The following is a 13316-nucleotide window of genomic DNA, read 5'->3' as shown; positions in this document are numbered from 1 at the left end:
TATGCGAAGGATTTGGCAAGGATTGTGGGCGACAGCCCTGGCAATGGCGTTACTTCAACCGCACTCCCTGGCGGCGCGGGAGAACAGCGAGTGCCTCGGCTGTCACGGCACGCGGGCCATCATCGAGCAAGGGGGAGCACGCCTTTATATCGATCCGCAGCAATTTGCCGAAACGAGCCATCGGTTCGTCGGCTGCTCCTCCTGCCACGATTCGGTGACCGACAAACACCCCGCGGACGGTATCAAGCCGGCGCATGCCAGCTGTAGGGAATGCCATGGTGCGATTGTCGGGGAATACGCCGCCAGCATGCATGCCAGGAACGCCGCCTGTGCCGATTGCCACAACCCGCACCATGTACGGAAGCTGGCCTATATGTCCGCCGTGGAAATCAACGCCATCTGCAACCGGTGCCACATGCTGCCGGCCAGCGTGAAAAGCCACCGGCAATGGCTCCCCCAGACGGAACTCCACCTGAATGCCCTGCCCTGCATCACCTGCCATACCGGTTCAAAAAACTACGCTATCGACCTGTTTATCGAAAAAGAGGACCGGCAGGGCAATTTCCACATGCCGGACTACCAGGAGTTGCACGAGGCAACCGGCGGCCGGGAAGTATCGTCGCTGATCGACGCCAACGGCGACAATTTCATTTCGCTGTCGGAATTGCGCAGCTTCAACCGCACGGCCCGCTCGAACGGCATGCGATTGCGGGGCACGATAATGCCCAGGATAATGACCCACAGTTACCAGATTCTCGACAACCGCTGGGATTGCACCTTTTGCCACGTTTCGGGGACCAAGATCATGCAGGTGTGTTATGTATCGTTCCCGACCAAGACCGCCGGCTATATCCGAATACCGGTCGAAAAGGGGGCAGTTCTCGACGCCCTCTACGGCACCCCCGACTTTTACATGACCGGCGCGACCCGCAATAAACAGCTGAGCATCATCGGCGCGCTCCTCATCGCCTGCGGGATCATCATCCCGATGGGCCATGGCTTCATCCGTTTTCTGACCCGCAGGAGAAGAGAACACGGCACCCCCCTCCCCGCCCGGGAAGTCATCGTCTATCTGCAGCCGACCCCAGTCAGGATCTGGCACTGGATTCACGCCCTGAGCATTGTCACCTTATGCGCCACCGGGGTTCAGATTCGTTTCCCCGACACGGTCGACCTGTTCGGCAGTTACAAGGCGGCGGTATATCTCCATAACACGGCCGGAATCACGGTGACGGTTTCCATGGTCTATTGGGTGCTGTATTACGTGGTGATTTCCCGCAGCATCGGCAAGATTTACGTTCCCAACGGCGAAGATATGAAGCATGGCCTGATTCGCCAGGCACTCTACTACGCTTTCAACTATTTCCGCGGCAAGCCGAACCCCTTCCATGCCACCCCGGAAAACAAGTTCAATGCCTTGCAGAAGATCGCCTATCTCGTAATCATGTTTGTCTTCATGCCGCTGGTGATCGTCACCGGGTTCCTGCTGCTGGACATCATGCCGCTCCGGAGAATGCTGTTCACGCTGGGCGGAATCAAGCTGATCGACGGGCTCCATTTTCTGACAGCCTGCTGCCTCTGCGCCTTTGTATTCTTCCACTTCTACCTGACGACCCTTGGTCCGACGCCATTCTCCGAAATCAGGACGATGTGGACCGGCTGGGAAAAGGAACGGGAAGAGGAGGAAAAGCCGACAGCCGAATAAATGCCGTAATGGGCCGCAAGGGACCACGCAGCCCATCGTGACAAGGATCTCATGCAGGCCTTCAGCCGGCCTGGCGAGGGGGCGGATACACGATCTGCCCCCTTCGTCTTGCCGGCAGCGGAAAAGAATTCGTTTAACAATTGCCCCGGCGCGGTATTATACTGGCGTGCACCGGTTGCCAAAGTTCGCAGCCAGTTTTGCGGTTCGCAACAATAATGAAACATGGCCATGGTACTATGTCCGGCATTGCATTGCCCGGCTGGGCCACGGTAGCTGAGGAGAGAAGACGTATGTTGTACATTGCCCGTGATAAGGATGGCGATCTCTATCTGTTTAACAATATGCCGCGCCGGGACCGGAATTGCTGGTGGGCGGAGAGCGGCATTGACGGCACTTACCTCCGGCTCGACCGATCGCTGTACCCTGAAGTCACCTGGGAATCGGAACCGCTGCCGGTCGTGCTCAACAACGCCTGACGGGGCGTCGCCGGTGAGCTGGAATTTCCCTCGCAAAATCCGGCATGATCGGCGCGACGGCCTGTTTTCCCGGCTCGCGACCGGCGGGAGAACGAAAAAAAATGGTTGACGCTTAAAAGCTCATTTGCTATATAACGGGAACCTGTTGCGCGGGAATAACTCAGTGGTAGAGTGCAACCTTGCCAAGGTTGAAGTCGCGGGTTCGAATCCCGTTTCCCGCTCCATGAAAGCCCAGGGGCCAGATCAAGAATCTGGCCCCTTTTTCGTTCGTATTTACTGTTTGTTAGCGATTTCCGCTTACCTCTTTGATCTCTCCTTAAGGCATCTCCGGAATAAATTCCCTATCGAACCAGTCAAGCCTGTGCCCATCCTGTGCCCAAACTGTGCCCAGATTCAAAAATCGGCTCTCGTTTGACCGTGAAAAAACGACTGTAACCCTGTTTGGGCCTACTCTCTCGGGCGGGCTGCAAAAGAGCTTATCAGGATTTCTCCCGGTTGACCTGCAATATGAAATGGCTTATTAAGAATACTTGCACTTGCGTGATGATTGAAGTTGGTGGGCAGGGCATTTTAATGGTTGGCCGAGGCTGGAGGTCTTCTCCTGAAGACTACGGCCAGTAATGAACTTGGAGGCAATTTCAGGTGTTGTCCTCGTTGAAGCATATCCACGTCACCTGCGCCATCATCGAGCGAGACGGCCTCGTCCTTGCCGCCCAGCGGAGCGCCGCCATGAGCCTGCCGCTCAAGTGGGAATTCCCCGGTGGCAAGATCGACCCCGGTGAATCGCCCGAAGAATGCCTCTGGCGGGAGCTTGTGGAGGAAATGGCGGTCCACGTGCGCGTGGGGCAGAGCCTTCCCGTCAGCACCCATCAGTACTCGACGTTCGCGATCACCCTTTATCCCTTCCTCTGCACTATCGAATCTGGAGAGATCATCCTCCACGAACACGCTGCCATAACCTGGCTTCCTCCCGATGAACTCCACACCCTCGACTGGGCCGAGGCCGATCTGCCGGTGATCGCGTCGTATCGTGCCGGAAGGGGTGCGGGCTCCCGATGAAACATCTTGTTCCCGGCATCTATGATTCACTCATAGACGAGTACCTGCGCGAAACCCTTGAGAAGCATCCGGAACTGCGCAGGGTCTTCGGCAAGATCGACCAGGAGGAACAGCCACCCCGTTACGCAGCATTCGTGGCAAAGGTGCTGGAGCAGGCGCTGCGCGAAGAAACAGACCCGGAACGGCGTCTGGCCCTCTGCAACCGGATCCTTGGCCAGGTTGCCAGTGAGCCGGGCAGGGGGCATCTGGAAAAACATCGCCTCGTCCAGGAACAAAAGCCGCTCCTCCTGGAGATCACCCCTCCAAATTACGGTCAATCAGGTCTTCCACGCCCCCATACATCCCTCGCCGAAAGCAGCCTCTTTACCGGCTCGCCCCACGAACCACAACTTGCCCATGAATTGCACGAAGAGATGCGCTCCGCCGATGGGGTGGACATCCTGGTGTCATTCATCAAGTGGTCCGGCCTGCGCCTCCTGATGCCGGCCTTCGAGGACCTGCGGGACCGGCGTGTGCCGGTGCGCGTGATCACCACCTCCTACATGGGGGCGTCCGATGCCCCGGCAGTGGAGTGGCTGGCCAAGCTCCCCAATGTGCAGGTACGGGTCTCCTACGACACCGAGCGGACCCGGCTCCATGCAAAGGCCTACCATTTCCGGCGCCAGAGCGGCTTTTCCACCGCCTACATCGGTTCGGCCAACATGTCCCAGGCGGCCATCACCAGCGGGTTGGAGTGGAACCTGAAGGTGACCGCGCAGGACATGGCCCATGTGCTGGAGAAGTTCAGCGTCGAGTTCGAGACCTACTGGAACAGCCGGGAGTTTGCCCCCTTTGACCCGGAGCGGCCGGAGCAGTTTCGCAGTGCCCTGGCCCGCGCCAAGAACAGAGATGCCAGCGGCCCGGCGGTCTTCTTCGACCTCACCCCCCACCCGTTTCAGGAGCGGATTCTGGAAGCGCTGGAGCGGGAGCGAATCGCCCACGACCGCTGGCGCAACTTGGTCATCGCTGCCACCGGCACCGGCAAGACCGTGGTGGCGGCCTTCGACTTCAAGCGCTTCTATGACCTGCGAAAGCGCCAGGCGCGGCTCCTCTTTCTGGCCCACCGCCAAGAGATTCTCCAGCAGGCGCTCGGCACCTTCCGCAACATCCTGCGCGACCAGAACTTCGGCGAATTGCAGGTCGGCCCTTTTGAAGCCACCCGTCTGGAGCACTTGTTCTGCTCCGTCGGCATGCTCACCTCCCGCCGGCTCTGGCAGCTGGTTGGCAGCGGCTTCTACGATTACATCGTGGTTGACGAGGCCCACCACGGCACCGCCAGCAGCTATCGCCCCATCTTCGACCACTTCACCCCGCAGATTCTCCTCGGCCTCACCGCCACCCCCGAGCGGATGGACGGCGACAACGTGGCCGCCGATTTCGGCAATCGCTTTGCCGCGGAAATCCGCCTCCCCGAAGCGCTGGAGGAAAAGCTTCTCTGCCCGTTCCACTATTTCGGCATTGCCGACCCCATCGCCATCAACGGTGACCAGTTCTGGCGCAATGGCAAGTACGACGCCGCCGCGCTGGAGAATGTCTACGTGCTGGACCCGGCCCGCGCCCGCCAGCGGGTGGCGGCGATCATCACCGCCTTGCACCGCTACGAGCCGGACGTGGCGAGCCTCAAAGGGATCGGCTTCTGCGTCACCATCCGCCATGCCGAATACATGGCCGAGCAGTTCAGCCAGCACGGCATCCCGTCCGCCGCTTTTACCTCCAACAGCGACAGCGACAAGTGCGCCGACCTGCTGGCCCGGCTAAAGAACGGCCAGCTCACCTTCCTCTTCACCGTAGACAAGCTGAGCGAAGGGGTGGACGTGCCGGAGATCAACACCGTCCTCTTCCTCCGCCCCACCGAGAGCCTGACGGTCTTTCTCCAGCAACTCGGCCGCGGCCTGCGCCATGCCCCGGAGAAGGACTGTCTCACCGTGCTCGACTTTGTCGGTCAGGCCCACCGCCGCTACCGCATCGACACCAAACTGAAAGCGCTCCTCCCCCGGCACCGCTTCTCCATCGACAAGGAAGTGGAGCAGGATTTCCCCCACCTCCCGGCCGGCTGCGCCATCCAGCTTGACCGGCTCTCCCGCCAGTACGTGCTGGAGAACATCCGGGAAAACCTTGGCCGGTTGGCGGTGCAGGTGCCGGACCGGCTCCAGACCTTTACCAGCGAGACCGGGCAGGAGCTGACCTTTGGCAACTTTATCCGCTACCACGATTACGAGCCGGAGGTTCTGCTGGCCAAGGAGTCGTGGAGCGAGTGGAAAGCCAAGGCCCAGTTGGCGCCGATCCCGGTCGATCCCGATCTGGCGCGGCTGAAGAAGGCGCTGATCCGGGCAGCCTTCATCAATGGGCCACGTGAAGCGGCCCTGCTGCGACAGGTGCTGGCCATGCTGGCGGCCGGGCAGATGGCCGAGGCGCTGGAGCTGGCCGGTACAACGGCCATGCTCCTCTATTACCGCATATGGGGGGATAAGGCTGAGAAAGTGGGGATAGCGTCGCTGGCCGATGCCTTCCAGCGGCTGGTCGCCAATCCGACGGTCTGCGCCGATCTGGATGAGATTCTGGCCTGGTCACTGGATAGCACCGAGGTCGCCGGAATCGCTCCGGAGCTGCCATTTGCCGTGCCGCTGGAGTTGCACGCCCAGTATGGCAACAAAGAGATTCAAGCCGCCTTTGGCCGGGCCAACCTGGAGAGCGCCGGTCAGACCGGGATCGGATCGTTCCATTTTGCCGACATCAAGACCTATGCCCTGCTGGTGACCTTTCAGAAGACGGAGAAGGAGTTCTCCCCCAGCACCATGTATGCGGATTACCCCATCAGCCGGGAACTGTTGCACTGGGAGTCACAGGCCAACACCGCCCAGCACCACACCGACGGCCAGAACCTGATTCACCATCAGGAGCGGGGCTATACTGTTCTGGTCTTTGCCCGTGGGCAGAAGAAGCGGAACCACGTGACGGTGCCGTTCACCTACCTGGGGCCGGTGGATATGGTGAGTTACGAAAGCGAGCGGCCGATCAAGATGGTCTGGCGGCTCAGGTATGCCATGCCGGTGGAGATGTTTGAGGATAATCGGCGGGGTGGATAGATCTTGTGGAAATTCAGTTATTCAACGCCTCGTAAACTGCGTATGTAGAAACGTTTAACCTTCCAAGGCTAATCGATTTGCAGCAGACAGGTAACTTATGGATCGTTTCATAAAAAGCTCTGCCATCACATTTGGTGGCTACATTTACCAGAACCTAATCGGCTTAGAGCTTCTATGCGACTGGCTTGACGACCCAGGTAAATTCGAATGGGTCAAATTTGAGGCTGACGAAGATGAGACACCGAAAGGGTTGGATGACATCGTCGCCAGACTTGCGGGCAATGGTAAACGCATTCTATTGCAGGTCAAGTTCACAGTTGATCCATTTGACGAAAAAAACCTTATAACTTGGGACTGGCTCCTCCATCGAAAACCAAAAGGGAAATCTCTTCTCCAGAAGTGGACATCTGCATTTGTTGGTGAAGGAGCTGACAATATCGCCGAAGCAGCGCTTGTCAGCAATCGACGGCCTGACCGTGATTTTTACGAATGTCTTGATTCGAATAGTCGAGTCATTCTTTCCAAGGTTTCACTTGAAACAAAAACTCTCATTATCGAACAGCTTGGCTCTGAGAAGATCGCAAACCAATTTTTCCAAGCTTTTGAATTTCGCCATAGCCATAAGGGATATCTTTCGTTACAGCGGACTCTTCTTGACCGTTATGTCCCGAAGCACACGGCGTACCATGGGTGGCACGTTCTTTTCAGTCATGCCATAGATTGGGCGTTACGAAAAAACTTTCCTTTACCAGATGGAAGCATAACTCTTGGTTTGATCCGAGGAGCCCTCGACAGAAGGAGACCAGAGCCGATTTCCGAGTCTTTTCGCGTCCCTGATGGTTATTGCCCACCAGACATTACATTTAATGACGTTTTTATAGAGCGGCTAACCAAATCGGACCAAAATCTTAGTATTCTTTGGGGCTCTCCGGGCCAAGGCAAAAGCACCTATCTCAGTTTTGTTTGCGATAAACTTGACGAATTATCAGTACCATACATCAGGCACCACTATTTCCTCGACCTGTCTGACACATCTGATCGCTTTTCGTTAACAAGTGTTGCCAATTCGTTAATGGCACAGATGGAAAATGTTCATGCTGTGCATATTCAGGGTTTGCGAGATTCTCCAGAACATCTTCGTGAGTGGATTGAGGCGTGCGGTCGGTGCTATGCAGTAGAAGGTAAAAGGTTTGTCGTAATCATCGACGGACTTGATCATGTCTGGCGAGAAAATGACCGCGACAGGAGACCCTTGGAAAGTCTCTTCTCACAGTTGTTGCCGTGCACGAATAATGTAGCTGTAGTTTTAGGGACACAACGAGTTTCAGATGAGCAACTTCCTTCCCAATTATTAAAGTTTTCGGAAGATAATGACTGGATAGAACTGCCTAGGATGTCATTGGTCGCAATACGATCTTGGCTGGACAAGCAGTTTTCCGCTCAGAGATTTGAGATTCCAAATCGGAACTATCCCGTTGATCATGACCCTTTGACAGACTTGGCTGAATCATTCCAACAAATTTCTGACGGGCACCCACTCCACCTGACATACAGCTTCGAATTTCTAATGCGCGAGCATAGACAACTTACTCCGGATATAGTGAACGAATTGCCCGAATGTCCAGACGGTGACATAAAAAAATACTATCGTACTCTTTGGCAAAAATTGTCTTATGGTGCTAAAGATGCCCTCCATTTAGTTGCTGCAACAAAATTCATCTGGCCGACCTTCGGTCTTGAAGATTGTCTCGGTATAAGTGGAGGAGAATTGAATCGAGAGATCAGCCATTTGTTTTATGCAACAGAAGCCGGCAATGTTCCTTTTCATGGCAGTATTTTGGCGTTTGTGCGCGATGTAATTGATCACGAAAAACGTGTAACGTATCTTCTCCCATTCGTCATTGAATGGCTTGAGAAGAAAGCGCCGGAATACCACAAATGGGGCTGGCTGTGGCTTATGAAGGCACGTAATGGTCAGCAAAATGATCTAGTGAACACCCCCACACGGGATTGGATTATTGATAGCCTTGCACGAGGATATCCACAACCTCAAACCGATGCAATCCTTTCAGCGGCAGAACGTTTTGCATTCGAGTCAAAACAATTTGCACGCGCTGTTCGCCTTAGATGGTTAAAAATTCGTCTGCAGAATGGCACTAAGTATCAAATCCAAAATTTTGATCGCCTCTATGAGTGTGCCTTGACCTTATGCGAGGATGATTATCCTCTTCGGAATCTCTCCGCAGGCCTTCATGCTGCAACAATCGATGAATTACACCTTCTTGGCCGTCAATACCTTTTGATGCATAGGGTTGCAGACACGGCAGAATGCCAGGAGGAAATACGAAAACGAATTAATGACCGCCTTCATGCAGGAGCCTATGATAAAAACTCGCTGAAAAAAATGTCTGAACAGTTTCTTGAATTGGCTGCTGCCACAGGACAGTATAAGCCAGAGCTATTGTTAAAAAGCATTTCAAGTTTCAAGGAGATTTCAAATCAGCTTTTCATATATTTTCTTCGAGAGTTGGCTAAACGAAATGATTTGAGTCTACTTACGGTTTTCTTGAATCATGATTTATCTGATGTCAAGCGAGTTGATCTTGAGTTGTCTGTGCTTCGCTTGGCAGGAGTATGTCACGCAAGATTGCACGAATGGCCTGAGTTTGTAGAACTTCAAGCGCATCCTTTTGTATCGTGCTGGGCTCTCCTATATGCCCCACAAAAAACAAAGAAAATTGATTTTACCCCTAACATATCGGTAATTGACGAACTATCTCCGATAAACTCGTTGGAAGAAACAGGAGCTGAGTTTCTTCATCGACTATTTTTTCATACTCTCGCGGAGTGCCTCGAACTTTCAGGGGTAGCCCCTGTAATTTCAATAGCTGACTTTAATAATCGATCGTGGTTGAACTCTGCCGTTAAGCACATAGTAAGAATTGCATCCTCAACTGGAGCTATGCTAGCACGGGGAAATGCTCCTGGATTCTCCCACTGCTACCGCCTTCTGGCTGAGGTAAAAATGCCAGATGGATATGACAATTACCGTGACTACAACACATTTCGCAAGGCTTTGCTGGCCATCACAATGGACACTTTTTTACTCACCTCTTTGCGGTCTGGGTGCAAGGAAATTGATGATAAAGAATGGAGTTATCTCACTGGTTCAAAGCACTTCCTTTTCTCCGAATGGCTCGAAGGTTACATTGCGAGCGGCCATAAACTCCTCTCTGATGTTGTGGTACATTGCGAAATTGAAAGGCGTCTTGCAAAAGAGTTAGGAAGAGTAAGCCAATTCAATGACAGGGCTCAGACTTACCTTGAGTTATGCGAATTGGCGGTTTTTCATGGAATGAATGAGCTTGCCAGCCGATTGTTGAAAAAGGGGCTGGCCTGTGTAATGGGCTACGGGGCTCATAAGGACATGACAATGTCTTATGTTCTTAATGCGGTAGAAGCAGTTACATCTCAAGATATCGGCTATTGTCAAAATGCTCTCCGTAGACTGTGTCCAGCCATCGCCAATATTGATGAATTTACCGATGGTGATGATATACGCCATATCAAACTTGAAATGACAGAATTGCTGTTTAATCAAATGCCAGCTTCATATACAGCATACTTCGAGCACCTTATGAAAAGTGGTGAATGGTACGAAGCTGAGCAGGTACTGTCGATACTGTTGAAATACGAGCCTCTTGATTCTCCAATTATTAAGGTTGTGACGACAGGCATCTGGGACTCTCACACTGTTGGCGCTCTTCGGGATCGAGCTGATAAAGGAGAAGTGGCTGCACATAACATCATAGACGAAAATGCAGTATTTTTTGGGACTACACGGGAAAATCTCGGCAAAGAACGTTATTCAAATTCCTCGCACACCGATGAAGAACACGGAATTGATGTGACAGCGTTTGCTCCTGACGCACTTAAAGCTCTTCTAGATGAGCTACGAACGCAGAAAAAATATGTTAGTGATAGGAAAGCTGTCAGAGATTGGTTTACGTATTGGGTATTACAACGTCATGAACTTGAATTACTGAGAGGGATCGAACCTTTTTTGAACGAAGATAGCATTCCGTATGAAGTTGCCGAACTATTGGATGATGTCTTTAATATGAGCCTGAAACTTGAGGGCAAGAAGAAGGCATATAAATGGATTGTTGCTGCTCAGATATACAGACACGGATGGAGTGAATACTATGCGGAAGAGGATGCTCTCAAGCGCTTTTCTGTTATTAAACAACACTATTCTGACCGGTGGCAGGAATTCGTTATAGATACCTCAAAATCACCATACCAAAAGTCTACTGAAGCACTTGTAATCCCAAGTCATCGTCTGGTTCATTTATTATTGGCAATCGGCAAGGTTCCCGAAGCAAAAGAAGTGACTGAGGAAATGATTTCAACCGTTATTGAAGAAGTTTCCGAGCAACCGTTGGACATGCCTTACTGGTATATCGGGAAATAGTGAAATGGATGCTGCCCTGTTAGCAAAGATTGGACTTAGTAGGCTGCGGCTTCCCATACCATTGGCAAAGCTTGCTATTATTCATGGCGTCGCTGATGCGCTGCAGAACGACAATTGCCAGCACGAATTATGGGATGATTTCATTAAATGGATTTCGAGTCTGGAATTAGAGTCAGAGGTCGCTGAGGCTTTATGTATTGCTGTTCTTGCAAAGAATACGTCGGTTGTGTCAGGAGCAAAACTCCAGCTGGCCATAAATAGGCCGTCGCCCCTGTCGGACTTGTTACTTTACGAAATCTCTGGCCATCCATTATTAATCAATTCATGGTCCAAGGCTCACTCAGGAGAGGTACCGCCGTTATTCACTGGGCGGGAGGAAATTGAAGAATTAACTGAGGGTAGAATTGTTCCTCCAATCCTTGCAACAAGAATGACGCAATTGGAAAAACATTCGCGTAGACATTTTCTCAGACAATGGGCCTACGAATTTTGCCGCTTACGAGACAGTACGGGATGTCAGTCAGATGGCCATTGGGAATATTTCATCGGTAACAATCGAGATCGTGCGACTGGACAATTTATTACTTGTCGCGGACAGCTTGCTCGCTCTGCTTACCTAAGGACTTTATCACTGGCGGTTGACCAGTGGGATATGCCTGAGGATATTGCCATTTGGGAAGCAAGATATGCGACACCAGCAGATTTATCATTCTTGAAAATGTTACCTGGGATGAGGCCTAATTGGACTGATGTTCTTTATGCTGAGAAACCTTCCACTCTTGAAGAGTGGCAGAAAGTACTTTCATCTGTTGTCAATAAGGTAGTCGAAGATACTCCTAATAGTGTATTGCTGCATCTCAATACCCCGATATTTTTTGGTGACACGTACAATGCAGAAGTCGAATTAATTACTTGCCTTCATGATGAAAAATATCTTTCTCCTGAAGAGATGATGAAACTGCATCGATTTCTGCCTGGACAATTTGAATTGCCAAGAACAAAGGACTGGGACTTTTTTATACACAACAAAACAGGTTTGGAAGGCTTCTTAACTATGGATGGCGGCGTAAGAATTCTTCCCGCATTGTTGCCTTGTGCCGCTCAATTTGTTGGTTATTTGCAGTTCGATTTAGTAGGCAGAATGCCTTACCTTCCAGCCAACTATTCAAGTTCTGTTCCGCTAATTGGGACTCCTCGTAAAGGTGGAATGGACCTCACGATGGAGCGCAAGCATGTCGGAGAATTCCAATATTGGAACCACCAATGGAGTCCAACGCACGACAAAGCATTGGACGCTTCTTGTGGAATAAGTCTCATTCTCAGGAATGATGCCTGCAAAGAGCTTTGGTCAGTAGCTGAAATGACCCCAAGATATTATTGGAAAGCGACTGTGCTGAAACGAGAGAGTGATTACGGAAAGTGGGAAGAAAAGACGATCTACGGGTCATTACCTTAAATAATAAATCTCATAAGGTCGCTGGGTTACGCTTCCAAGATGATAATCATAGACAGCATCAAATATTTCTCCTCCCTCTCCCGCGCCCCCGGCGCGGTCTGGACCGAGGCCACCAAGCGCAAGGCGCCGCACAAGCCGCTGCTGCTCCTGGCGGTGCTGGACCTGGTGCATCGGGGCGTAATCACAACGCCGTTCATCGACGTCAGCGGCGATCTGGTGGAGCTGAACGAGCTGTTCAACCTCTACTGGCGGCGGATCGTTTCGCTGGGGCAGACCAGCAGCATCGCCTTTCCCTTTTCCAGACTTTCCCGCGAGCCGTTCTGGGAGCTGGTCCCACAGCCGGGCAAGACCATCACCGATGCGGTGATCAACAACACCTCGTCGGTCAGCTACCTGCGCAAGTACGCCCTCGGCGCCAAACTGGACGAGGGGCTGTTCCGGGTCATGCAGAGCGGGGAGGGGCGGGAGGCGCTGCGGGAAGCGCTGCTCCTCTCCTGCTTCTCGGAAGAGGCGGCGGCGCAGCTCCGGGAGCAGTCGATCATCAACCGGGAGGCGTTCGACTATAGCCAAGTGCTGGAGGAGCAAGCCCACCTGCCGCTGGTGAAGGAGATCGTCGAAGCGGACAACTACCGGCCGGTGGTACGGGACCAGGCATTCCGCAAGGTGGTGACCACTGCCTATGACCACCGCTGCGCCCTGTGCGGCATCCGCATCGTCACCCCCGACGGCCACACGGTGGTGGAGGCGGCCCACGTCGTGCCGTGGAGTAAGAGCAAGAATGATGACATCCGCAACGGCATGGCCCTCTGCCGCACCTGCCACTGGGGCTTCGATGAAGGGATGCTCGGCGTCTCCGACAGCTACACGGTCATCACCTCCCGCAACATCGGCATCGACCCCAATTTCCCCGGTCTACTCCTCACCCTCTCAGGCCGTGGCATCATCCCCCCGGCAGATCCGGACAAATCGCCGGCCCGCGAGTATCTTGCCGAGCACCGCCGGGCGTGGCGACTTTGATCAT

7 protein-coding genes and 1 tRNA gene are annotated in these 13316 nt (G+C 53.0%); all 8 read left to right on the top strand.

Annotation, left to right across the window (positions count from 1 at the left end; all coding sequences use genetic code 11):
* Nucleotide 1: 1 nt before the first annotated feature.
* The 8 genes from QMN23_RS09270 to QMN23_RS09235 all read left to right on the top strand — a co-directional run bounded on the left by QMN23_RS09270 (nt 2) and on the right by QMN23_RS09235 (nt 13312).
* Nucleotides 2–1705 carry a cytochrome b/b6 domain-containing protein gene (locus QMN23_RS09270; RefSeq protein WP_282003622.1) on the top strand — a complete coding sequence of 568 codons (1704 nt, stop codon included), beginning with the start codon at nt 2–4 and terminating at the stop codon, nt 1703–1705.
* Nucleotides 1706–1995: 290 nt separating this feature from the next.
* A complete protein-coding gene (locus QMN23_RS09265; protein WP_282003620.1) occupies nt 1996–2181 on the top strand; it encodes a hypothetical protein in 186 nt (61 codons plus the stop codon).
* Between the two features lie 149 nt (nt 2182–2330).
* Nucleotides 2331–2405 (top strand) — tRNA-Gly (locus tag QMN23_RS09260).
* A 430-nt stretch (nt 2406–2835) separates the two neighbouring features.
* Nucleotides 2836–3240: a (deoxy)nucleoside triphosphate pyrophosphohydrolase gene (locus tag QMN23_RS09255; protein WP_282003618.1), complete on the top strand. Its 405-nt coding sequence runs from the start codon at nt 2836–2838 to the stop codon at nt 3238–3240.
* Nucleotides 3237–6365, top strand: coding sequence for a DUF3427 domain-containing protein (locus QMN23_RS09250; RefSeq protein WP_282003616.1), 3129 nt, complete (start codon nt 3237–3239; stop codon nt 6363–6365). Before QMN23_RS09255 ends, QMN23_RS09250 begins: the two co-directional genes overlap by 4 nt.
* Before the next feature lie 97 nt (nt 6366–6462).
* The gene (locus QMN23_RS09245; protein ID WP_282003614.1) at nt 6463–10839 is read left to right on the top strand and encodes an NACHT domain-containing protein; all 4377 of its coding nucleotides are present in this window, start codon (nt 6463–6465) and stop codon (nt 10837–10839) included.
* Nucleotides 10840–10843: 4 nt separating this feature from the next.
* Nucleotides 10844–12295, top strand: coding sequence for a hypothetical protein (locus QMN23_RS09240; protein ID WP_282003612.1), 1452 nt, complete (start codon nt 10844–10846; stop codon nt 12293–12295).
* A gap of 39 nt (nt 12296–12334) precedes the next feature.
* Nucleotides 12335–13312: an HNH endonuclease gene (locus QMN23_RS09235; RefSeq protein ID WP_282003611.1), complete on the top strand. Its 978-nt coding sequence runs from the start codon at nt 12335–12337 to the stop codon at nt 13310–13312.
* The last annotated feature ends 4 nt before the right edge of the window (nt 13313–13316 follow it).

The sequence above is a fragment of the Geotalea uraniireducens genome (assembly GCF_027943965.1).
GTDB lineage: Bacteria > Desulfobacterota > Desulfuromonadia > Geobacterales > Geobacteraceae > Geobacter > Geobacter uraniireducens.
Note: the sequence above shows the minus strand (reverse complement) of the source record. Positions and strands in the feature narration are given on the sequence as shown.

Coding starts and splice junctions, on each gene's coding strand:
- QMN23_RS09250 (WP_282003616.1), top strand. CDS start 3,237: ATGAAACATCTTGTTCCCGGCATCTATGATTCACTCATAGACGAGTAC.
- QMN23_RS09240 (WP_282003612.1), top strand. CDS start 10,844: ATGGATGCTGCCCTGTTAGCAAAGATTGGACTTAGTAGGCTGCGGCTT.
- QMN23_RS09270 (WP_282003622.1), top strand. CDS start 2: ATGCGAAGGATTTGGCAAGGATTGTGGGCGACAGCCCTGGCAATGGCG.
- QMN23_RS09235 (WP_282003611.1), top strand. CDS start 12,335: ATGATAATCATAGACAGCATCAAATATTTCTCCTCCCTCTCCCGCGCC.
- QMN23_RS09245 (WP_282003614.1), top strand. CDS start 6,463: ATGGATCGTTTCATAAAAAGCTCTGCCATCACATTTGGTGGCTACATT.
- QMN23_RS09265 (WP_282003620.1), top strand. CDS start 1,996: ATGTTGTACATTGCCCGTGATAAGGATGGCGATCTCTATCTGTTTAAC.